This is a genomic window from Bacillus cereus group sp. MYBK5-2, assembly GCF_051915685.1.
GTDB lineage: Bacteria > Bacillota > Bacilli > Bacillales > Bacillaceae_G > Bacillus_A > Bacillus_A cereus.
Genome location: NZ_JBQAFE010000006.1, coordinates 110824 through 132805 on the forward strand (window position 1 = coordinate 110824; position 21982 = coordinate 132805).

The window sequence follows — 21982 nt, forward strand, 5'->3', positions numbered from 1 at the left end:
GGAGGAGAACATAATGTTAAAGACAAATATTGAGCTGAAACCAAAAGTGGAAGCGTTTTTAAATGAAGAAATTAAAATGTTTATTAATGGCGAATTTGTTGCTGCTATTGGGGGAAAGACGTTTGAAACGTATAATCCAGCTACAGAAGATGTTCTAGCTGTCGTATGTGAAGCGCAAGAAGAGGATATTGATGCTGCAGTAAAAGCGGCAAGATCTGCATTTGAATCTGGTCCGTGGGCAGAAATGACTACTGCTGAAAGAGCGCATCTTATTTATAAATTAGCAGATTTAATTGAAGAACATAGAGAAGAATTAGCGCAACTAGAAGCTTTAGATAATGGAAAGCCATATCAAGTAGCACTTGATGATGATATTTCAGCGACTGTAGAAAATTATCGTTATTACGCAGGATGGGCTACAAAAATCATTGGGCAAACCATACCAATTTCAAAAGATTACTTAAATTACACGAGACATGAACCTGTAGGTGTTGTAGGTCAGATTATTCCGTGGAATTTTCCGCTCGTTATGTCTTCTTGGAAAATGGGAGCTGCACTGGCGACAGGTTGTACGATCGTATTAAAGCCAGCAGAGCAAACGCCTTTATCTTTACTGTATACAGCGAAACTCTTTAAAGAGGCTGGATTTCCAAACGGTGTTGTAAACTTTGTACCAGGATTTGGTCCTGAAGCAGGGACGGCAATTGTAAATCACCATGACATTGATAAAGTTGCTTTTACAGGATCTACTGTTACTGGAAAGTATATTATGCGTCAGTCTGCAGAAATGATTAAGCATGTAACGTTAGAGCTTGGCGGAAAATCACCAAATATCATTTTAGAAGATGCGGACTTGGAAGAAGCAATTAATGGTGCATTCCAAGGTATTATGTATAATCACGGTCAAAATTGTAGCGCAGGATCACGTGTGTTTGTTCATCGTAAACATTATGAAACTGTAGTAGATGCACTTGTGAAAATGGCGAACACCGTAAAACTTGGAGCAGGTATGGAGAAAGGAACGGAAATGGGTCCACTCGTATCTAAGAAACAACAAGAGCGTGTGTTACATTACATTGAGCAAGGGAAGAAAGAAGGTGCTACAGTTGCGGCTGGTGGCGAACGTGCGCTTGAAAAAGGTTATTTCGTTAAACCAACTGTATTCACAGATGTTACAGACGATATGACAATCGTTAAGGAAGAAATATTTGGACCAGTTGTTGTTGTACTTCCATTTGATTCGACAGAAGAAGTAATTGAACGAGCGAACAACTCATCCTATGGCCTTGCTGCGGGTGTATGGACGCAAAATATCAAAACGGGTCATCAAGTGGCAAATAAATTAAAAGCAGGAACAGTGTGGATTAATGATTATAACTTAGAAAATGCAGCTGCACCATTTGGTGGATACAAACAATCTGGTATTGGCCGCGAATTAGGTTCATATGCGCTTGACAATTATACAGAAGTGAAAAGTGTTTGGGTAAATATAAAGTAATAGGGCGTTTTACTGACAAAAATTGAGGGATGAAATAATGAAAGATGCGGACAACTAGAAAGTTTGATAATAGTTGTCCGTTTTCTTATATACAAAATTGCTTTTAAAAAAAATGATAAGGGGGATTTGGATGGAGAATTTAGTAGAATGGTTAGTAGGGCAAGTGTGGAGTATCGGTTTAGTTGTTTTTGCATTAGGGGCAGGCGTATATTTCACGATTGCAACACGCTTTTTGCAAATTCGTTATTTTAAAGAGATGATTAAACTATTATTTGAAGGAAAGAGTTCAGAGACGGGGATATCATCTTTTCAGGCATTTTGTTTAGCCTTATCAGGAAGAGTTGGAATTGGTAATATTGCAGGGGTAGCGACAGCAATTGCTTTCGGCGGGCCTGGAGCTGTATTTTGGATGTGGGTAATGGCTTTGTTAGGGGCAGCGAGTGCGTTTGTTGAATCAACATTATCTCAAGTATACAAAAGTAAAGTAGGGAATGAATATCGCGGCGGTACTCCATATTTCATTGAGAAAGGTTTAAAAATGAAATGGTTTGCAGTCATTGTAGCGGTAGTTGTAACACTTTCATATGGCATGTTATTACCAGGTATTCAATCTAGTAGTATCGCAGTTGGATTCGAAAACTCTAATGGTATTAACAAATATATAACTGGTATATTTTTAGTCGTGTTACTAGCAGCAATTATTTTTGGTGGTGTAAAGAGAATTGCTGGCGTTTCTCAAATGCTTGTTCCATTTATGGCAATTGGTTATGTAATTGTTACATGTATCATATTAATTGCGAATGTAACGGAGATTCCAAGTATGTTTGCTTTAATTTTCTCTAGCGCATTTGGTGTAAATGAAATGTTTGGTGGAATTGTTGGTGCAGCTATTGCATGGGGTGTAAAACGCGCTGTATTTTCAAACGTTGCTGGTGTCGGAGAAGCAACGTATAGTTCGGCTGCTGCTGAAGTATCGCATCCTGCAAAACAAGGATTAGTTCAAGCGTTTTCCGTATATATTGATACAATTGTCGTATGTACAGCGACAGCTCTTATGATATTAATTACAGGTATGTATAATGTTATACCTGAAGGGAAAAGCGCTATTGTAAAAAACATAGGAAATGTGGAAGCAGGTCCAATTTATACGCAACAAGCAGTTGAAACTGTGATGACAGGGCTTGGTCCAATATTTATTTCAATTGCAATTTTCTTTTTTGCATTTACAACGTTACTCGCTTATTATTATATTGCTGAAACGACACTTACTTATTTAGATCGTCAATTGAAGTATGGCTGGTTAAAACCAGTTTTAAAATTTGGATTTTTAATTATGGTTTACATCGGTAGTGTTGAATCAGCGTCGCTTTTATGGAATCTCGGAGATTTAGGAATCGGTAGTATGGCATGGTTAAACTTAATCGCGATTCTATTATTAAGTAAAATCGCATTAAAAGTGTTAAAAGACTATGAAACGCAGAAAAAAGAAGGGAAAGACCCAGTATTTAATCCTAAAAATGTGGGGATTGAAGGATTAACATTTTGGGAAGAAAGAAGTAAAGAGGTTGAAAGAAAAAGTTATTGTAGATGATAATTTAAAATTATAATGTAAATTAACTGAAAATTCTTAATTTAAAAGAAGGTATATTGCCTCCATTTCATCGCATACTACAATAGGTATGGATAATATGACTGGAGGGAATAAGATGGAACATGAGCAACATAGTTCGATAAATGATATTCTACATCATTATAAAGAAGGTATAGGTAGTTTTACAAATCAAATTCCTGAAATCGCTGAGACATATAATGCGTTCACGCAAGCTTGTTTTCAAGAGGGTGCTTTAACAAAAAGAGAAAAACAACTTATTGCATTAGGAATTAGTTTAGCAACGCAAGATGAGTATTGTACAATTTATCATACAAAAGGTTGTCTTGATCAAGGATGTTCGGATAAAGAGATTTTGGAAGCATGTGGTGTTTCAGCAGCATTTGCTGGCGGAGCTGCGATGAGTCAAGCGGTAACTTTAGTGCAAGAGTGTTTAACAGAACTGAAAAATCAAAAGCATTGAATAAAAAACGTTTTAAACTTTATGTTTAAAACGTTTTTTATTTGAAATTAAATTTGTATTCAATTTAATATTCTATATCTTCATAAATAGATTTTTCTACATCAGGAAGAACTGTGTATATACTCTTACCGATTAAAGCTTCTAATTCTTTCTTAATCGCATAAAACCCTTTCCAATGTAAAGATGTATGAGATGTTGTACCATGACGCAAACCAACAGAAATTAATCTTCTTTCCAGCGTAGTAAAGCCACCCGCATCAGCAAGAGCGTCACAAAGAGTAATTACTTTATTGTATAAGTCGTAGTTACAATGTTCATTTAATATTTCAACTAACCGGCTTCTCATATGGTCAGGAACGAGACTCCATTCCGCTGCGATATCTATATGTTCATTTTTTGCATGGGAATGAGTGTGTCACACAAATAACAGCGTTTCCTGTATACCCTAAATCATTCATATACATATAACCATCATAGGAATGAATGACCGATTTGGTAAAACCTTTGTATCTTCCGATATCATGCAAAAGGGCAGCGTTATATGCTATGTCAGCATCTAGGTTATACCCATTTTTAATAAGTTCTATAATTATGTTTTCAGTTGCATGAGCAACATGTAGTGAATGTTCAAACCAAGGGCCCGGGTTTTGTTCATATGCCCATTCGAGTAATTCTTTTGCGTACGTTCTATCTAATATATATTTCATATCGTTATCCTTTCACAAAAAACCATATCTTTCTATAAATTCATCTTATTATTTCATTATTCCTTCTTTAAAAATTGTTACAATGAAACAAAAGGGGGAAAAGTAATGCGAAATTTAGTAATTGAAGAAATAAAGCAACTAGAAAATGATATGGAAGAACTTTCGAAACTTTTAAAAATGGTTGTAAATGATGGGGCATCAATTGGTTTTTTGCCTCCACTGGAACAAAAAGACGCAACAAAGTATTGGCGAACAGTATTAGCGCCAGAAGTGATATTGTATGTGGCTAAAATAAACAACGAAGTAGCAGGGAGTATTCAATTACAATTAGTTACTAAGCCTAACGGAATTCATAGAGCCGAGATTTGCAAATTAATGACTCATCCAAACTTTAGACGTAACGGTATTGGACGATCGCTTATGCAAAAAGCAGAGGAACGAGCAAAGCAAGAAAACAGGTCTCTTTTAGTATTAGATACTAGAGAAGGAGATCCTTCCAATAAATTGTATAAATCACTAGACTACCAAGAAGTTGGAACAATACCAGGGTATGCAATTTCTCCGAATGGAAAGTTAGATGCTACGGTTATTTATTATAAAAACATTTAAGGTATAATCAAACGGGGAGAGTGCTTAATTATTAGTAAGTGAATAATAAACGACTATTTTTAACACAGTCTATATTTTTCTGGCGGTGTTAAAATAGTTAATTATAATCTAATTAACGCACTAAATGAATTTGAGAAAGTTTTTAGAGGGTTCTTTTAGTAATGATTCTCGTCTTATAATAAATGTAGAGAAGATGACTAGCCAACTATAGTTATTTTCGCTTTATTATCGGAAGGGGATGAAAGTATGAAAAAGAATAGTTTACAAAAGATGAAGAAAGTTATTTTAAGTGGTGGAGTATTACTTACGGGATTATTAACATTTGGATTTTCAGAAAAGGCTTCAGCTCATGGATATGTAGAATCACCAGCGAGCCGATCTTATTTATGTAAGCAAGGGGTAAATGTAAATTGTGGACCGATTCAATATGAACCACAAAGCGTAGAAGGGATAGGTGGATTTCCGCAACTAGGACCTTCTGATGGACAAATTGCAGGGGCTGGTCATTTTCCCGCTTTAGATGTTCAAACTGTAGATAGGTGGAAGAAAGTTACGTTAAATGGCGGGACGAATACATTCAAGTGGAAACTAACGGCTCCTCATAGTACAAAAGAGTGGAAATATTATATTACGAAAAAAGGTTGGAATCCAAATAAACCTTTAACGCGATCAGATTTAGATTTAGTGCCATTCTATGTGAAAAATGACGGTGGAGCTAGACCAGGGACAACAGTAACGCACGAAGCAAATGTACCAACTGACCGTAGTGGATACCATCTTATTTTAGCTGTTTGGGAAATTGCAGACACTGGAAATGCGTTTTATCAAGTTATAGATGTAAACCTTTTGAATAATGGCTTATCCTCAAATTTCGCTTTTAACAATATAGTGCAAGCTCCTACACTATTTTAATTGAAACATACATTTCGATCATCTAATTCATTTTAGATGATTTTTTTTATGAAAATGATGAAAAATATAGAAGAAAGTGCAATTATTTATAAAAAAATATGCTTTAAATATTGTCATATTTGCTTCTTTAAGATATCCTTTTCATGAAGAGGTGGAAAACATGGAAAAAGTACTAGTTTTCGGGCATAAAAACCCAGATACAGATGCAATTTGTTCTGCAATTGCTTATGCAGAATTGAAAAAAGAATTAGGAATGAATGCTGAGCCTGTACGTTTAGGCGAAATCAGCGGTGAAACTCAATTTGCGTTAGACTATTTTAAAGTAGAAGGACCGCGTTTTGTTGAGACAGTAGCAAGCGAAGTGGACAACGTTATTTTAGTTGACCATAACGAGCGTCAACAAAGTGCTAACGATATCGAATCAGTTCGTGTGTTAGAAGTTATTGACCATCACCGTATTGCTAACTTTGAAACAAGCGATCCTATATACTATCGTTGTGAGCCAGTTGGCTGTACAGCTACAATCTTAAACAAAATGTACAAAGAAAATGGCGTAACAATTCGTAAAGAAGTTGCAGGTTTAATGTTATCTGCAATCATTTCAGATTCTTTACTATTCAAATCTCCAACTTGCACAGAACAAGACGTAGCAGCTGCTCGTGAATTAGCGCAAATCGCTGGTGTAGATGCAGATAACTACGGCTTAGAAATGTTAAAAGCTGGTGCTGACTTAAGCGGAAAAACAATGGAGCAATTAATCTCTCTTGACGCTAAAGAATTCCAAATGGGTAATGCGAAAGTTGAAATCGCACAAGTAAACGCTGTTGATACAAACGACGTTCTTGTACACCAAGCGGAACTTGAAAAAGTAATCTCTGCAGTAGTAGAAGAAAAAGGTTTAGACCTATTCTTATTCGTTGTAACTGATATCTTAACTAATGATTCTGTCGGTCTTGCGATCGGTAAAGCAGCAAACGTTGTTGAGAAAGCATACAACGTATCACTAGAAAACAACACAGCTACTTTAAAAGGTGTTGTATCTCGTAAAAAACAAATCGTACCAGTATTAACAGAAGCATTCCAAGCTTAATCGTATTGCGTACAGATGAACAGTAAGGACAAGTAGTCAGATTGGCTACTTGTCCTTTTTTATCTCTAAAAAACAGAAAATTAAAAACGGGAGGATTGTGTATGTTTAATGACTTGGAGAGTAAATTACAGTCACTTTTAGAACGAAATATTACGTCGGTTTCAGAATTAGAGAGCTGGCTCTCGGAGGAGCTACGTTTAAACGCTGAAATACAGAAGTTGCGTTTGACTTTTTAGAAGAAAGGATATAAAATACTGCAAGGGTCATTCTAAATTTGATTAACGAATTAAAATAAGGATAGCGTTAGCTATCCTTATAATCGTTTATTCGTAAGATTTTTTCTTGTTTATATAAAATGTAATTATAGCAGTAATGAAGAAAATAGGTATCGCATACACTTGCCCAACAAATAACTTCCAGCCGACATAATTATAGCCTTCAGATGCTGGGATGATAACGGAAATAACGCAAACAATAAAATAGACTAATAGTGCAGGGATAATATTTTTCATTTTTATGGACCTCCTTCCTAATTTAATTAATAAATTATAATATTGCAATTTAGTTATAATAATTTGAAGAAAAAAATGCAAAAATTTTTATGGTATTATAATATTTGCAATGAGAGTGATCCATAGTACATATATGGTAAAATGTGTAATTTAAACTTTTCAGAATTATTATATAGTATTTTGAGAGAAAAATGTACAAAATAACGAATTTTATTTACCAAAGTAAAGGGAGTAGAAATATATATGAAAAGGATATGTATAATTCCATGTGGAAAAAAGAAAATTTGGGATAAACATTCAGACTACGGACCGATGGAAGCAAAAGATGTGTATATTAGTCCGTTCGGAAAAGCATGTCAGGCGTACGCAACTATGTTTTTCGAAAACTGGGTTATATTATCGGCGAAACATGGATTTTTAAGACCAAATGATATTGTATTAGAAAACTATGATCTTGCATTTGATTCAAAAAGTGATGAGGTAATAAATATAGAGCAATTACAAAAACAGATGGTAGATAAAAGTTTATTACAGTTTGACGAAATCGTCTTACTAGCAGGGAAGAAGCATAAAAAAGTAGTGACAAAGTTATATCCAGAAGAAATGATTACATATCCGCTAGAGGGGTGTAAAGGGATTGGATATATGTTGCAGAGGTTGAAAGAAGCTGTGAAGGAAGGGGAGGAAATATAGGTGTAGTTTCAGTGATTTTAAACTCTATTTATTTAGGGAGCTGAAAAGTAAAATAGAGTTTTTAGGCATCGCCGAAAGGGTGATGCTTTTTTTGTTCGTGTCGTCATTCATGTAAAAGTAATTTAGAGAATAAATCATTCGATTTATGAAGCGATAGCTTTTTTATATCGAGAACAAATTGCTTCACTTCTAGAAAATGTAGGACATATGGGTACAGTTAAGCTTGTAAGTGGGAATAGCAATAAGACAAGTTTTGAATAGGATATTAAGAAAGGAGATGTTGATAAATAATGGCCAGATATAGTTTGCACGGAGGACACAATAGTATTGTTCAAGGTGCTAATTTTGGGAATCGGAAAGAACACGTTTTAGATAGGCAAGTTAAAGATGCTGTGGCGACTAAGTTAAGATCCCTAGGACACACGGTTTATGACGATACGGACGAGGTAGGGGCAACTCAATCACAAAATTTAAATAATATCATTCGGAATAGCAATTCCCATGCTGTGGATTTAGTTATTTCTTTTCATCTTAATGCAAGTGATGGAAATGGACAGGGTGTTGAGGTTTTGTATTATGATCAGAAAGATTTGGCGGCTAAAATCTCAGCTCAACTAGCAAAAGATATTGGATGGCGTGATCGAGGTGCGAAACAGCGTACAGATTTAGCGGTATTAAATGGGACGAAAGCACCTGCTATTCTTATAGAATTAGGATTTATTGACAATGAATCTGATATGGCAAAATGGAATGTTGATAAAATCGCTAATTCTGTTGTATTCGCTCTTACAGGACAAACTGGAGGAGGTGCAGCGGATTTGCTCAAAGTAAAAACTGGTGGTGTAGCATTTAGTAATTTACAAGCTTTGGCTCAAGCTATGGTAGATGCGGGTATTGATGGACAAATTGTCGTTCAGAAAGATGGCATTGGTTATGCTATAACGAATGGCTATCCGTCTGGAAATATCGCTAAATTTACAGCTTGGTTAGATGCACGAAAATGGTACTATGAGTACGTGAGATAAAATGAAAATTAGTTTGATTAAAAACTAAAAATTGTCTTATATTTAGTTAACAAGTATATTAAGTAACTAATAATTATGTAACTATAAAAATATGGACAATGTATATGTAAATTAGTAAACAAAACCACCTGTCAGAAAGGTGGTTTTGTTTATCTAGCTATTTGTGGGCAGTAAAATTCTTATCTCAAAATTCGGATGAAGCTAAGAAATTAAGTGGGAATTTCACTGCTCGTAGCCTCCTACTAATTATAGTTTCACTTTATATAGTTTAGAGCTTTGTAAATCTTTACTTGTTAAACCTGTAATAATATTTTGTTTTCTCAATACATAAGCCGAATTTTAAATTATTACCCAATAATATACTACCTCTCATACTATTTATTAGTTGATAATAGCAAAAAAACAAGCTTTGAATATAATAATGAAAAAGGAGATGTTAAATAATGGGTTATATTGTAGATATTTCGAAATGGAATGGCGACATTAACTGGGATATCGCAGCACCACAATTGGATTTCGTAATTGCACGTGTACAAGATGGTTCAAACTATGTAGATCCTTTATATAAAAATTATGTACAAGCAATGAAAGCAAGGAATATTCCGTTTGGTAATTATGCGTTCTGTCGTTTCGTTTCAGTAGAGGATGCACGGATAGAAGCAAGAGACTTTTGGAACCGTGGTGATAAAAATGCAACAGTTTGGGTAGCTGACGTAGAAGTAAGAACAATGAACGATATGAGAGCGGGTGCACAAGCTTTTATTGATGAATTACGCAGATTAGGAGCTAAGAAGGCTGGTTTATATATTGCTCATCATATGTATGCTCCATTTGGAATGGCAAATGTCAATTCTGATTTTGTATGGATTCCTCGTTATGGTGGTAACAAACCGGCGTATTCATGTGATATTTGGCAATACACAGAAACAGGGAATGTGGCTGGTATCGGCAAGTGTGATTTAAATAAGCTGATTGGAAATAAGCCGTTAGCTTGGTTTACAAATCCAATTGTTGAGCCGATAAAAAAACAAGAAGGGGTTGGAATTATAGTGAATAAATATAACAAAGTAGTTACTTATGAATTTGGTGTAAATTTAGTTCCTGACATGATTCAAATGATGGATAAGCTTGGATATACTTCTAAAATAATATCTCGTGGAGATAACCAAGGGCTTGTGTATTTCGAAACAGATTATCGTCAAGGGAACGAACTGGACAAAGCAACTGCTGGGTTAGATACGAAAGGAATTAAATATTCTTATGTAATCTTTTAACTCTACTTATATTATGGAGAAAATAGACTAATAAACAAGCCTTTGTATACTTTTAAACATAGAATATGATGAATTCTATTAAGGAGGAAGCAAATTCATGGGGAATACTTGTCATTGTGGGCATTCCCGAAATTGTAATACATTTTGGGATAATTTAATGTTTGGGAGATGTAGATGTAAACGCAATGATTTTCACGAATGTTGTTGCAAAGAGAAACCGAAATGTGAGTGTGAAAAATGTCATTGTAAAACAAAACCGAAATGCCATTGTATTCATGAAGAGGAAGGGTATTAATAATAAAAAAGAGTACGATACGTACTCTTTTTTTGGGTGATTATATTCCATCTTGAACAGATTTCTTTACAATTACCCATGTGTCTTTCTTTTTAACCGTTATAGCTACATTAGTTCCATTAGATTCCTTATAAAAGATATATCCATTATTTGAGTTTACATATGTTACTGGTTCGCCTATGCAATCTCGCGAGCAGGATTTGTTGACCAGTTCAATTAGGGATAGTTCACTTGGATCGGTTTTGCTTGCTTCTATAACAGCATCAAGGCTTGTTTTTCGATAACCTTGCAAGTTTATATGAAAAAGCTGCTCTATTTCTCCTGTAATGCTAGTGTTCATTACTTCTACTGAATTCTTTTTTTCTTGAAGAAAGCCGTTTTCATAAAGTAATTTTGTATAGCCAATCCATGCTATTAACACTAGCATGAAAAACATACCCGTCATTTTAAGTATTCGAAGTCGTTTGCTTATAATTGTTTCTGAGTATTTCATTCACTCTAATCCTCCAATGTTTTTAATTTAAAATATGCTTGGATACATACTTTTAGAAGAGGATGAAAGTTAATGAGTTTTCAATAAAAAAGAAAACATCCAGAGTTAGATGCTTTCTTTTTTTGTATTTTTGGCTATCTGTTCGTTACTTGTTTCATAAGTGGTCTTATTTCTTTAACTGGTGGTTTCTTATCATAGGCATCAACGTAAGAAAAGTAGTAGTTTAAGTTTCTTAGAAGACCTTTTCCTATTTTTGCACTTAAGAAAGGAAATACTTGTCCGGTATAATCATCGAGAGATTTACAGTAATATTTTTCATCTAAATATATACTGTATTTACATGTTAGTTCTACTAAAGGATTCCCTTCATCATCAAATACTTCTTTAGAATCAATAATATCTATTAGTGCAAATTTTTCATTTAAGTAAACTTTCTTTTTTTTCTCGTGTTTATTTGTAAGTATAAAAACGAGACCAATTGCGTTAATCAAACTATTTCCTCCTATAAAAAACGGATATTAATAAAATATATCGATATAAGCTAAATGTAAAGAGGAGAGGTGAAATATCATAGAGAGAAAACTAAATAAGCCGATTTATGTTTGGAAATCGACTTATTTTTATCAAGTACTACTTAGTAGTAATACCTACTCTGATTAAAGTTTCACTTTATTGAAATACTTGCGGGAATTGTTTTACGATTGCGTTTGTTATCATGTCGGCCATTTCCAATGCTTCTTTTTCAATTTTATCGTAAAGTTTTACTCCTGCTTCATAATCTTTATTTAGGAAGGCAAGTGCTTCTGCTTTCGTTAGTGCTAAATGTTCATAAAACATTTTTCTAAATTCTTCTTTATCTATATATGGGTTGATACTGTTAAGAAATTCAATAATTTCATCACCATTAGCGTACCATTTTTTCTCTATAGCGGCCGCTGCATTTTGATTACCAGCTTTTGCGGCTTTAACAAGATCCGCTGCAATTACTAAGTGATCTTTAATTAATGCACTATATTTTTTCACTGCATCCTCACCGTAAAATGGTTCAAGTGATAGTCCCATATGTGTTGCGTTTTGTAGAAGTCGTCCAACAGTAACGTTAACATCTGGTAAATTAAAGACTATACTTATAATAGCCAATCTCGTCCAAGCGACGTGTTGTTCCCATAAAGAACGCATATACCCTTTTAAAAAATTCTCATTTTTACTAATTCGGTAGTTCCGTACGGATAAATCATAGTTTACATAAGGGTTATGGTAGGGGGAGTAATACGATTGCCAATAAGAATACATAAATAGTAACACTCCTTTGAACATGTATAACTCAAAGTATGATGAAGATTTATTTTTAGTTACGTGTCCTAGATTATTTTTAGGGAATTTGAAATGGAGAAATTCAATGAATGATGTTGTGGTATATATGAATAAATTGAATATAAAGTAAAAGAGGGTCTGCAAGGGAAGTTGCAGACCCTCAAAAGGGTATTGCCGAGATGTCGGACTCGACTACGTAATGTTATCATAAAATTCTTTTGAAAAACCCTGGTAAATGTGTCCAAATGAAATTAGGACCTTCATACAGTCAAAGGGACCTGCTTCCCGCGGCAGGCCCCAATAACTAGATAATGTCGATGAGCAAAAAACTCATCTGGAGTACTTTTATAGTAACAAGTAAAATGTCTTTTGTGTATTGAGAAAGAAGAATTGCATAATTATATGTGAACAATTTAACTCCCAACAATTCATGATAATCATGAATTGTTGGGAGTTAAATATGGTTATAAAATGGAGAAAAGACTTGGAAGTGAGATCGAGGTACACAGAAGTATGTAATCATGAAAAAGACCTGCTAATATAAGCAGGTCAACTTAAGGGGTTTATCCAACAGATTATTATATATGGTAACAACTGAATTGTAGTAAGTCTATACATTTAATATTGAGAAAAATTCTGTGAATGATATATTTTTTGCGCATATATTAACGTCTAAAAAGTTGAGAAAGAAAATTAAAAAGCTTTTTATAAGAGAATAATGGCTGATACTTATAGTATGATTCATATTTCCACGCATCATTATTAGAGAATTGGAGTTTTTGTGTTTTCGTTTTCGTTTTCGCTGTGATGGAACTCATATTACGATGCTTCATATAGTAACCTCCTGAATTTATATGTATACGATTAGTAGTATTCAAGAAAGGGAAATAAAATGAACATTTAAATTGAAACTCTTTCTTCTTGTGTACTGGATTTATATTATAAATGTTGTAAAACATATAAAATAATGATGCTAGTTAGTATTAAATAGGTGGAGAAACATAGAATAATGAAAAAACAATAAGCATCTAATCATCCCTTTCAAGTCGCATAAGTGATTGATATAATAGAAGTAGATGAAAGATAAAGAAAAGCAGGTGACTCTTTTTTGTTTACTAAAGCACAAGAACTTTTAGCGTCCTACTTTGGTTATTCTTCGTTTCGAAGAGGACAAGATGAAACAATTAAAAATGTACTAGATGGGAAAGATACAGTTTGTATTATGCCAACGGGTGGCGGTAAGTCAATTTGTTATCAAATTCCGGCATTAGTATTTGAAGGCACGACGTTGGTTATATCTCCTTTAATATCACTTATGAAGGATCAAGTAGATACATTGGTACAGAATGGCATTTCAGCTACATATATTAATAGTTCTATTTCTATTGCTGAAGCAAATCAGCGAATTCAATTAGCGAAACAAGGACATTACAAATTACTTTATGTCGCGCCTGAGCGTCTTGATTCGATGGAGTTTGTTGACCAACTTATCGATATGAAAATCCCTATGATTGCGATTGATGAAGCACACTGTATTTCACAGTGGGGACATGATTTCCGTCCAAGTTATTTACATATACATCGCATATTAGATTATCTTCCAGAAAAGCCGCTCGTATTAGCATTAACAGCAACAGCAACACCGCAAGTACGTGATGATATTTGTAATACACTTGAAATTAATAAAGAAAATACAATTATGACAACGTTTGAGCGTGAGAACTTATCGTTTTCTGTTATTAAAGGGCAAGATCGAAATGCATATTTGGCGGATTATATTCGTCAAAATCAAAAGGAATCTGGGATTATATATGCAGCTACTAGAAAAGTAGTCGATCAGTTATATGAAGATTTAATGAAGGCAGGAGTTTCTGTATCAAAATATCACGCTGGTATGAGTGATATTGATCGCAATGAGCAACAAGAACTCTTTTTACGAGATGAAGTAAGTGTAATGGTAGCAACATCTGCATTCGGGATGGGTATTGATAAATCGAATATTCGTTACGTAATTCATTATCAGCTTCCAAAAAATATGGAAAGTTACTATCAAGAAGCAGGACGTGCTGGTCGTGACGGATTAGATAGTACATGTATATTGTTATATTCTTCTCAAGATGTACAAGTACAGCGTTTTTTAATTGATCAATCAACTGGAGAATCACGTTTTTCAAATGAACTTGAAAAATTGCAAAATATGACCGATTACTGTCATACAGAACAATGTTTACAATCATTCATTTTGCAATACTTTGGAGAAGAATCGAAAGAAGATTGTGGACGCTGTGGTAATTGTACAGACAATCGCGAGAGCATCGATGTGACAAGGGAATCACAAATGGTTTTATCATGCATGATTAGAACGAACCAACGCTTTGGAAAGCAAATGATAGCGCAAGTATTAACTGGGTCGAAGAATAAGAAAGTTATTGAATTTAATTTTCATACTTTACCAACGTATGGGCTTTTATCGAACCGTAGTGTAAAAGAGGTCAGTGAGTTTATTGAGTTTTTAATTTCAGACGAGTTAATTGCAGTTGAGCATGGCACTTATCCGACGTTAAAAGTAACTGAAAAAGGGAAAGAAGTATTACTTGGTAAAGAGAATGTTTTACGAAAAGAACGAGTAGAGACAAGACAAATTGTTCAAGACCATCCTTTATTTGAAGTGCTTCGTGAAGTACGTAAAGAAATTGCACAAGGAGAAGGTGTACCTCCGTTCGTTATTTTCTCTGACCAAACATTAAAAGATATGTGTGTGAAAATGCCGCAAAGTGATTCCGAATTGTTGACGGTAAAAGGTATCGGAGAACACAAACTTGTGAAATATGGCTCGCACTTCTTACAAGCAGTTCAGCATTTTATTGAGGAAAATCCAAATTATGCTGAAACGATTAAGACAGAAGTAGTTTCAGAGCGTAAAAAGTCAGGAAAAGCGTCCGCAAATTCTCATTTAGAAACGTATGAAATGTATAAACAAGGTATTGATTTGAATGAGATTGCAAAAGAACGTAACTTATCAAGACAAACAATCGAAAACCATTTAATTCGCTGCTATGAGGATGGAATGGAAGTAGATTGGCAAAGCTTTGTTCCAGCAGAGTATGAATCTCTTATTGAAACTGCCGTTCAAAATGCAGATGGTGGTCTGAAATCTATTAAAGAACAGCTTCCGAATGAAGTGAGTTACTTTATGATTCGTGCTTATTTACAAATAAGAAAGTAGAGGCATATAAAGGGGATAAGAATTTATGTATCATGTTTTCGTTTATGGCACGTTAAGAAGAGGACAAACGAATGCTCATTATATGCTGGGTGCAACATGCATCGCAGACAGAGCTTGGACATATGGAAAATTATTTGATACGAACGAAGGATATCCGGCCATGACTTATTCGATTGAAGAACAGGTATATGGAGAAGTTTATGTAGTAAATGATGAGATATTGTGTAAGTTAGATGAACTAGAAGAATATACAGGTAATGCGGAGACTGATTTATATGATCGAATCACGCAAACAGTATATGTTGCTGATAGGGAAATTGAGGCATATGTGTATATCGCTCAAGATAAAAAGATGTTAAAGAAAGTGATAGACTCTGGTGACTGGCTTATGTATCAAAAAATATAATAAGGTAGTTTTAAAAATTGGAAAGCAGATAATGACGAATTCATTATCTGCTTTTTATTGTGTGAATAATTGTCGTTCTCTTTTTATTCTTATAGTTCTTAGTACGATTCCAATTCCGAGAAATAAAACAGTAGCAGCGACCCCGCTAATAGGATTTAACCAAAAATCACTACTGTTTGTAAGGGTAATAATCCCTGTTATGGTAACTAAAACAGTAGGAACAGCATCCTCAATCGCATGCATGATAACGCATGGCCAGACGGATTTTGTAAGTCTATATATTTCAACATACATAATTGACCAACAAACCATAAGGATACAGCCAGATAAAAGCATATTTAATCTTGAGATAGATTCAAAATATTCATTTGAAGAGCCTCCTTTACTTTTATTTATCCTACTATTTATGGGCAGTAAAACGCCCATTGATTAAAGTCTTTAATTTTTACAATGTTTTTTAATAGATAAATTAAATAGGAGACAAATAGAAAGAAGTATCTTTTACATGCATCACTATACTATATGTGTATGTGTGTGATTTAGATGTTGCATATTCTTTTTAAATTAGAAAGATGAAAAGTAAGTTTTTTCGGAAAATTTAAATGGAAACTATTGACTTTATGATTGGATTTTTAATACAATGATACTTCGACTGAAAAATTAGAACGGACAGGAGGGAATCGTCGAAATGAGCAACATATTTGAAGATGAGTTACAAAAAATGAAGGATACTTTACATACGATGGATGAGCAATTGGATAGGCTTGAAAAAATCCCGGTTTATTATGGAGAAGATTTTAAAGAGCAAATTCTTGAAAGTATGAGGGAGTCTAATAGACAAAACTTACGTATTGGTGTGCAAGAGCCGTACTTTGGAAGGTTAGATTTTCAGGAAGATGGAAAAGAAGAAGTTATGCCGATTTATATCGGAAAAGTAGGGGTTTCGGATATGGACACGATGAAGCCAATCATTATTGATTGGCGAGCGCCTGTCGCAAGTATGTTTTATTCATTTACCGGTGGAGAAGAATTAGCATTTTATCAATCACCAGATGGGTTAGTAGAAGGTGATGTGTATTTAAAACGAAACATTTCCATTCGAAAAAGAGAACTTGAACGTGTTGTTGATACATATGTAAAAGGAAATGAAGATGTATCACATGCCGATGATTTTCTTCTATATCGATTAGGTGAGAATAAAGATAATAAGCTAAAGGATATTGTTTCAACGATTCAATCGGAACAAAATGATATTATTCGAGCGGAAAGAAATTTACCATTACTTATTCAAGGGGTTGCAGGGAGTGGAAAGACAACAATTGCTTTACATCGCCTTGCTTTTTTAATTTATGAATATCGTGAACAACTAGAAGCAGAAAGAATGATCGTATTTGCACCGAATAGTCTGTTTTTAGACTATATTTCGAGTGTACTTCCTGAATTAGGTGTAGGGAATATTAGTCAAACAACGTTTCCAGATTGGGCATTACGTACGTTAGATGATTCAGTGAAACTAAAGCAGACAGAAAAAAAATTGAAAGAAGCATTTTCAATTAATCGTGATGAAAAGAAGGTAATGCTAGGTAAATTAAAGGGTACGTTGGAATTTAAGACGTTTATTGAAGAGAGAATGATCCAATTTGAAAATGAGTTAGTTCCGACAAAAGATTTTGAGGCGTGGGATAGAGCGATTATTCCAGTAGAAGATATTAAAAAATGGATGCAAGTTGAATATAAACATTATCCTTTACAGAAAAGAAGAGAACGATTAGTAGGACGAATGAAGCGCTGGATTGAAATTGAGCTTAAAAAATTCGGGGAAACAAACGAGAAAAAATTACTAAAAAAAGAAGCGACTAAGAGACTGAACGCATATATGAAGTTTTGGCCGAAAATGAGTGCTCTTTCACTGTATAGTTCAATAGTAAAAAGTAAAGAAATACTTGAGGCATTACCTGAAGAACTTGTTAAAGAAACAGAAAAGAGTTGTCGTAAAAAAGAAGTGTATGTAGAAGATTTACCAGCTTTAATATACATACATCATCGTATAACAGGGATTGAAATCGGGCAGAAGTTTCATCACGTTGTTATTGATGAAGCGCAAGATTTTTCGCCTTTCCAAGTTTATGTATTAAAAGAAATTACATTAGGTAATTCTTTCACTATATTAGGTGATTTATCGCAAGCGATTTATGATTACCAAGGAATTGAAGATTGGAATGCTTTTAAGGAAGTATTCCAAGAAACCGGTTATTATGAATTGACAAGAAGTTATCGTTCTACAAAAGAAATTATTGAATTTGCAAATGAAATAATTAAAAATGCAGAAATCCCAGTAGGACTCGCAACACCAGTCTTCCGCAGTGGAGAAGATGTGAAAGTAATTCATGCAGAAAATCAATTTACTGAAATTGTGAAGACGGTAAAACATTTGCAAAATGCAGATGTGAAAACAATTGCGGTAATCGGAAGAACAGAAGATGAATGCCGTGATATATATGTGAAATTAACAAATGCAGGATTAACGGTCAACGTAATTGAAGCAAACCAAAGTAAATATGAAGGTGGTATATCAGTAGTACCTGTCTATTTAGCGAAAGGTTTAGAATTTGATGCGGTGCTTTTAATTGATGTGGATGAAGAACATTACAAAAACACAAAACATGATGCAAAATTACTATATGTCGGATGTACGAGATCACTTCATGACTTATGGATTTTCCATAGTGGGGAAGCGTCACCTTTAATTAAAGGATTAAAATAAAGTGGAACTATAATCAGTGGGGAGTTTTACTGCAAGCTAATGTGGGATAAATATAAAAAGAGGATTTTCTAGTACAGTATGAAGATCCTCTTTTTTATATTAAAATGGTAGACGAATTAATGACTTGAGCTGTTGTTTAAATGATATACGATGCTTTTTTCTAATTCCTTAGTTTGTTCTTTTTCCCATGTACGAACAGCATCTACTGGAATTTGTGTATGTTTTAACCAATCTAGAATTAAGTGTAGTTGTTCTTGTATTTGACCAATGTTTTGCTCCTTTATGTTCTTATTCTGAATTCTATTAATTAATTGAAGCATATAGGGAAGTTTTTCTATACATTCGCTTAAATCTCCGCAATAACCTGAAGGGAATTCATGTGTACCAAATTCTAAAGTATGGATGTAATTAGAAACTAGGTATATCATAGCTTCTTGTTCGGTATCACCACCTAATTCAATCGCTTTTCGAAGGGATTTTTCTAAATCGTCATCTTTATTGCTAGAGTCCATATAAATTCCTATCCATCTAAAAGGTCTTGAATCAATCGGGTTGTTTTCTGTCCATCTATATAGAATGTCAATTAGAAAACTATTTAGTGAGAAAGTTAAGACCTCATCTTTTTCGTTTAATGCATCTAAAATAGTAAACAACGAAATGGCAAACTCTTCTTGATCTTTTGATTCCCATTTCTTTGCATTTGAAATAAATGTCTCTAAATGTTTATAAGCTAATTTTCGAAGTCCCGCTTCGCGATGCTGACAGTAACAAATAAAATCATGTCAATGTTCATTTGTATTCATATGTATAATAATAGTTTGTAATGCAGTGAGAGGTTTATCCATTATAAGTCCCCAATCTATTAAGCACGTGTTGAAAATTTAGTGTTATTATATCATTACATAAATTAAAGTGGGAAGAATTTAAGATGGATTTTATTGGTCGCGGGATCCAATTGATTGGTAATGTAGCAGTTCTAACAGGACTCATTATAGACTTTGAAGATGAAACGTAAAAAAAGTTATTGTGTTTATCTGTATATTAAGGTAATGAAATATTTGTATTTATTTAATTTTTAGAAAACATAGACTACAACATTAATAAATGGTATAATTTCCTTGTTATTGGAATTAAAATGAAAATATTAGAAGAAAAAGGATAGGGTTGGTTTTAATGGGGGATTCTGATCACAAAGAAACAAAGGCAATATTAAAGTTATGGTTTATTTATATACCACTTGCATTTGGAGAGTTTGTCTTTTCGAATATCATAGATTATTTAAAAAAATAAAGATTTTGCATTTGAAAAACAATTAACCTAATTTAATTGTTTTTTTATTTTTCTCTAATAAACCAAACAAAAATAAAGATTTTGAACAAGATGAAGTTTATGAAGGAAATAACGTTGATTAGGTGCTGAAAACGGGAATCATTCAAGCATGGTAATTCGCCATTTTTATAGCTTCCTATAGTGAAATGTTATGTTCACATCATATGTATACGATATTTGTAACTTAATATAGCATTACTGGAACTTCAAAATTAGTAGTTAAGGTTGCTACCTTTTAGAGTGCTATAGATATATAACTTAGCTAAAAAAGCAAAAATCATATAATTTGCGCTTTTTATTATCCGTTTTTTGGTAAATGATTATAGTTTTTGTCACATTAATACTGTACGATACATAGTATAAAACACATACTGTATGACATATAGTAATGGAAATGAGGTGAGTGAATGGATACTTTATTAAACTCGTTAATTACTGAGTTAAGAAGAGGGACATTAACGTTAGCTGTTTTAAGTCAATTAAGAACGCCGCAGTACGGATATTCACTTGTCCAGTTATTGGAGCAATCAGGGATTACAATTGATCAAAGTACTTTATATCCACTACTTCGCCGATTAGAAAAGCAGGAGTTAGTGACGAGTAGTTGGGATAAAACAGAGAGTAGACCTCGTAAGTATTATGTTTTAAGTGAATATGGATTAGAGATATTTTTACAATTGAAAAAGCAGTGGGTAAAGGATTCGAAAGAACTTTATAACTTATTAAAGGAGGAGGACGAAAATGAGTTTGATTGATATGTATGTCCATGAAGTTGCGAAGAGATTGCCTGAACAAAATCGTGAAGATATTACACTTGAACTACGGTCAACAATAGAGGATATGTTACCAGACGATTATAATGAGGAAGATGTGAAGAGTATACTCGAAAAATTGGGAAGTCCAGTTTCATTGGCTAATGGGTACTTGGATAGACCAATGCATTTAATTGGACCACGTTATTTTGATGTATATACGACGCTATTAAAAATGATTATACCAATTGCAGCTGTTATTGCGCTCATTTCAATGGTTGCAGAAAATTTTATAGGCTATAATGGTGATCAAGCGGTATTAAATGTTATTTTACAATTGATAGGTAAAGGTATAGGGGAAATTTTTGAAGTGGGTCTCCATGTATTTTTCTGGTTAACACTTGTATTTGCTATTTTAGAAAGAACTGATAAAGAAAAGGATCCACACCCATTAACAACAAGCTTAAAAAAATGGACACCAGATGACTTGAAAAATGTTTCGTATATCCCGAAGAAAAAGGCGATTTCAAAGTTTGAAGTTTTTGGAGGTTTAATGTGGACAGCAATATGGGCTACACTTTACTTTTATGCGAATCATCTTGTAGGCGTATATCATGGTACAGAAAACGGATTGAAGTTTGTCGCGCCAACGTTTAATCAAGATGTTTTGCTTCAATACTGGTCCCTAATTTTGGTTATGATCGTTTTCGAAGTAGCTATATCACTTTATAAGTTAGTACAGGGACAATGGACGAAAAGGTTGGCAATTGGAAATGCTATTCTTCAAGTAGTCGGAACAATCATATTCATTGTAATTGTAGTAAATCCACATTTATTAAACGCAGGATTTATTACGTATTTGGCAAATGCATTTACTATTTCCCCAGAGGAGTTTAAAACGTGGCTCATTGGGGGAGGAATTTTCTTCTACATGTTATCTGCTGCAATAAATATACTTGATGGTTTCCGAAAAGCTAGTATTCGTATGTAGATAAAAATCGGAAATTTCGA

At 33.8% G+C, this 21982-nt stretch carries 22 protein-coding genes and 2 pseudogenes; 16 read left to right on the forward strand and 8 right to left on the reverse strand.

The genetic code is table 11. The annotated features are described in order from the left end of the window. Positions 1–13 precede the first annotated feature (13 nt). The 3 genes from ACTFP3_RS20265 (at position 14) to ACTFP3_RS20275 (ending at position 3570) form a co-directional block, all read left to right on the forward strand. Complete coding sequence (locus tag ACTFP3_RS20265; RefSeq protein WP_326036472.1) at positions 14–1498, forward strand: aldehyde dehydrogenase family protein; 1485 nt, start codon at positions 14–16, stop codon at positions 1496–1498. A gap of 130 nt (positions 1499–1628) precedes the next feature. Continuing rightward, positions 1629–3089, forward strand: coding sequence for an alanine/glycine:cation symporter family protein (locus ACTFP3_RS20270; RefSeq protein WP_370512802.1), 1461 nt, complete (start codon positions 1629–1631; stop codon positions 3087–3089). 88 nt (positions 3090–3177) lie between these two features. Continuing rightward, entirely contained in the window at positions 3178–3570 is a 393-nt protein-coding gene (locus ACTFP3_RS20275) for a carboxymuconolactone decarboxylase family protein (RefSeq protein WP_001999958.1), read from the forward strand. Positions 3571–3634: 64 nt separating this feature from the next. On the opposite strand, the pseudogene ACTFP3_RS20280 reads toward ACTFP3_RS20275, so the two are convergent. Beyond that, positions 3635–4277, reverse strand: a pseudogene (locus tag ACTFP3_RS20280) (HD domain-containing protein). Positions 4278–4382: 105 nt separating this feature from the next. On the opposite strand from ACTFP3_RS20280, the gene ACTFP3_RS20285 reads away from it, so the two are divergent. From ACTFP3_RS20285 to ACTFP3_RS20300, 4 genes are all read left to right on the forward strand, one after another. Next, positions 4383–4886, forward strand: a complete 504-nt coding sequence (locus tag ACTFP3_RS20285) for a GNAT family N-acetyltransferase (RefSeq protein ID WP_016122672.1) — start codon at positions 4383–4385, stop codon at positions 4884–4886. A 246-nt stretch (positions 4887–5132) separates the two neighbouring features. Next, a complete protein-coding gene (locus tag ACTFP3_RS20290; RefSeq protein WP_016122671.1) occupies positions 5133–5798 on the forward strand; it encodes a lytic polysaccharide monooxygenase in 666 nt (221 codons plus the stop codon). A 160-nt stretch (positions 5799–5958) separates the two neighbouring features. Continuing rightward, complete coding sequence (ppaC, locus tag ACTFP3_RS20295) at positions 5959–6888, forward strand: manganese-dependent inorganic pyrophosphatase (RefSeq protein ID WP_000416873.1); 930 nt, start codon at positions 5959–5961, stop codon at positions 6886–6888. 101 nt (positions 6889–6989) lie between these two features. Continuing rightward, on the forward strand, positions 6990–7124 hold the full coding sequence (locus tag ACTFP3_RS20300) for a hypothetical protein (protein ID WP_000481362.1): 135 nt from the start codon (positions 6990–6992) through the stop codon (positions 7122–7124). Between the two features lie 87 nt (positions 7125–7211). Here the strand turns inward: ACTFP3_RS20300 and ACTFP3_RS20305 are convergent, their stop codons facing one another. Then, positions 7212–7400, reverse strand: coding sequence for a DUF4017 family protein (locus ACTFP3_RS20305; RefSeq protein ID WP_000789485.1), 189 nt, complete (start codon positions 7398–7400; stop codon positions 7212–7214). A gap of 243 nt (positions 7401–7643) precedes the next feature. Here ACTFP3_RS20305 and ACTFP3_RS20310 point away from each other — a divergent pair, with 243 nt between their 5' ends. From ACTFP3_RS20310 to ACTFP3_RS20325, 4 genes are all read left to right on the forward strand, one after another. Then, entirely contained in the window at positions 7644–8093 is a 450-nt protein-coding gene (locus ACTFP3_RS20310) for a DUF6884 domain-containing protein (RefSeq protein ID WP_000820903.1), read from the forward strand. A 290-nt stretch (positions 8094–8383) separates the two neighbouring features. Then, complete coding sequence (locus tag ACTFP3_RS20315) at positions 8384–9118, forward strand: N-acetylmuramoyl-L-alanine amidase (RefSeq protein ID WP_086385735.1); 735 nt, start codon at positions 8384–8386, stop codon at positions 9116–9118. 443 nt (positions 9119–9561) lie between these two features. Further along, positions 9562–10392 (forward strand): GH25 family lysozyme, encoded by an 831-nt coding sequence (locus ACTFP3_RS20320; RefSeq protein ID WP_440011071.1) that lies wholly within the window; start codon positions 9562–9564, stop codon positions 10390–10392. A gap of 161 nt (positions 10393–10553) precedes the next feature. Beyond that, on the forward strand, positions 10554–10727 hold the full coding sequence (locus ACTFP3_RS20325) for a hypothetical protein (protein ID WP_000503004.1): 174 nt from the start codon (positions 10554–10556) through the stop codon (positions 10725–10727). Here the strand turns inward: ACTFP3_RS20325 and ACTFP3_RS20330 are convergent, their stop codons facing one another. From ACTFP3_RS20330 to ACTFP3_RS20345, 4 genes are all read right to left on the reverse strand, one after another. Then, positions 10728–11180: a hypothetical protein gene (locus ACTFP3_RS20330; RefSeq protein ID WP_000877572.1), complete on the reverse strand. Its 453-nt coding sequence runs from the start codon at positions 11178–11180 to the stop codon at positions 10728–10730. Positions 11181–11314: 134 nt separating this feature from the next. After that, entirely contained in the window at positions 11315–11671 is a 357-nt protein-coding gene (locus tag ACTFP3_RS20335) for a hypothetical protein (RefSeq protein WP_000606231.1), read from the reverse strand. A 178-nt stretch (positions 11672–11849) separates the two neighbouring features. Then, positions 11850–12473 (reverse strand): hypothetical protein, encoded by a 624-nt coding sequence (locus tag ACTFP3_RS20340; protein WP_000287728.1) that lies wholly within the window; start codon positions 12471–12473, stop codon positions 11850–11852. Positions 12474–13159: 686 nt separating this feature from the next. Next, entirely contained in the window at positions 13160–13327 is a 168-nt protein-coding gene (locus tag ACTFP3_RS20345) for a hypothetical protein (protein ID WP_016122667.1), read from the reverse strand. 275 nt (positions 13328–13602) lie between these two features. Here ACTFP3_RS20345 and recQ point away from each other — a divergent pair, with 275 nt between their 5' ends. Together recQ and ACTFP3_RS20355 are read left to right on the forward strand one after the other, a co-directional pair. Then, positions 13603–15720: a DNA helicase RecQ gene (gene recQ / locus ACTFP3_RS20350; RefSeq protein ID WP_326036474.1), complete on the forward strand. Its 2118-nt coding sequence runs from the start codon at positions 13603–13605 to the stop codon at positions 15718–15720. A 25-nt stretch (positions 15721–15745) separates the two neighbouring features. Then, positions 15746–16126: a gamma-glutamylcyclotransferase family protein gene (locus ACTFP3_RS20355; protein WP_000274908.1), complete on the forward strand. Its 381-nt coding sequence runs from the start codon at positions 15746–15748 to the stop codon at positions 16124–16126. 54 nt (positions 16127–16180) lie between these two features. Here the strand turns inward: ACTFP3_RS20355 and ACTFP3_RS20360 are convergent. After that, positions 16181–16495, reverse strand: a pseudogene (locus tag ACTFP3_RS20360) (CPBP family intramembrane glutamate endopeptidase); the annotation flags it as partial. A 319-nt stretch (positions 16496–16814) separates the two neighbouring features. Between ACTFP3_RS20360 and ACTFP3_RS20365 the strand changes: the two are divergent. Continuing rightward, complete coding sequence (locus ACTFP3_RS20365; RefSeq protein WP_440011074.1) at positions 16815–18890, forward strand: HelD family protein; 2076 nt, start codon at positions 16815–16817, stop codon at positions 18888–18890. Positions 18891–19006: 116 nt separating this feature from the next. Here the strand turns inward: ACTFP3_RS20365 and ACTFP3_RS20370 are convergent, their stop codons facing one another. Next, complete coding sequence (locus ACTFP3_RS20370; protein WP_326036493.1) at positions 19007–19663, reverse strand: hypothetical protein; 657 nt, start codon at positions 19661–19663, stop codon at positions 19007–19009. Positions 19664–20626: 963 nt separating this feature from the next. Between ACTFP3_RS20370 and ACTFP3_RS20375 the strand changes: the two genes are divergently transcribed. Beyond that, the gene (locus ACTFP3_RS20375; RefSeq protein WP_000380296.1) at positions 20627–20974 is read left to right on the forward strand and encodes a PadR family transcriptional regulator; all 348 of its coding nucleotides are present in this window, start codon (positions 20627–20629) and stop codon (positions 20972–20974) included. Then, positions 20961–21962, forward strand: coding sequence for an HAAS signaling domain-containing protein (locus ACTFP3_RS20380; protein WP_326036476.1), 1002 nt, complete (start codon positions 20961–20963; stop codon positions 21960–21962). The genes ACTFP3_RS20375 and ACTFP3_RS20380 overlap by 14 nt, the downstream gene beginning before the upstream one ends. The last annotated feature ends 20 nt before the right edge of the window (positions 21963–21982 follow it).

What these genes read in the sequence shown, in the direction of transcription:
- ACTFP3_RS20265 (WP_326036472.1), top strand. Translation starts at nt 14, where the DNA reads ATGTTAAAGACAAATATTGAGCTGAAACCAAAAGTGGAAGCGTTTTTA.
- ACTFP3_RS20270 (WP_370512802.1), top strand. Translation starts at nt 1,629, where the DNA reads ATGGAGAATTTAGTAGAATGGTTAGTAGGGCAAGTGTGGAGTATCGGT.
- ACTFP3_RS20275 (WP_001999958.1), top strand. Translation starts at nt 3,178, where the DNA reads ATGGATAATATGACTGGAGGGAATAAGATGGAACATGAGCAACATAGT.
- ACTFP3_RS20285 (WP_016122672.1), top strand. Translation starts at nt 4,383, where the DNA reads ATGCGAAATTTAGTAATTGAAGAAATAAAGCAACTAGAAAATGATATG.
- ACTFP3_RS20290 (WP_016122671.1), top strand. Translation starts at nt 5,133, where the DNA reads ATGAAAAAGAATAGTTTACAAAAGATGAAGAAAGTTATTTTAAGTGGT.
- ppaC (WP_000416873.1), top strand. Translation starts at nt 5,959, where the DNA reads ATGGAAAAAGTACTAGTTTTCGGGCATAAAAACCCAGATACAGATGCA.
- ACTFP3_RS20300 (WP_000481362.1), top strand. Translation starts at nt 6,990, where the DNA reads ATGTTTAATGACTTGGAGAGTAAATTACAGTCACTTTTAGAACGAAAT.
- ACTFP3_RS20305 (WP_000789485.1), bottom strand. Translation starts at nt 7,400, where the DNA reads ATGAAAAATATTATCCCTGCACTATTAGTCTATTTTATTGTTTGCGTT.
- ACTFP3_RS20310 (WP_000820903.1), top strand. Translation starts at nt 7,644, where the DNA reads ATGAAAAGGATATGTATAATTCCATGTGGAAAAAAGAAAATTTGGGAT.
- ACTFP3_RS20315 (WP_086385735.1), top strand. Translation starts at nt 8,384, where the DNA reads ATGGCCAGATATAGTTTGCACGGAGGACACAATAGTATTGTTCAAGGT.
- ACTFP3_RS20320 (WP_440011071.1), top strand. Translation starts at nt 9,562, where the DNA reads ATGGGTTATATTGTAGATATTTCGAAATGGAATGGCGACATTAACTGG.
- ACTFP3_RS20330 (WP_000877572.1), bottom strand. Translation starts at nt 11,180, where the DNA reads ATGAAATACTCAGAAACAATTATAAGCAAACGACTTCGAATACTTAAA.
- ACTFP3_RS20340 (WP_000287728.1), bottom strand. Translation starts at nt 12,473, where the DNA reads ATGTATTCTTATTGGCAATCGTATTACTCCCCCTACCATAACCCTTAT.
- ACTFP3_RS20345 (WP_016122667.1), bottom strand. Translation starts at nt 13,327, where the DNA reads ATGAAGCATCGTAATATGAGTTCCATCACAGCGAAAACGAAAACGAAA.
- ACTFP3_RS20355 (WP_000274908.1), top strand. Translation starts at nt 15,746, where the DNA reads ATGTATCATGTTTTCGTTTATGGCACGTTAAGAAGAGGACAAACGAAT.
- ACTFP3_RS20365 (WP_440011074.1), top strand. Translation starts at nt 16,815, where the DNA reads ATGAGCAACATATTTGAAGATGAGTTACAAAAAATGAAGGATACTTTA.
- ACTFP3_RS20375 (WP_000380296.1), top strand. Translation starts at nt 20,627, where the DNA reads ATGGATACTTTATTAAACTCGTTAATTACTGAGTTAAGAAGAGGGACA.
- ACTFP3_RS20380 (WP_326036476.1), top strand. Translation starts at nt 20,961, where the DNA reads ATGAGTTTGATTGATATGTATGTCCATGAAGTTGCGAAGAGATTGCCT.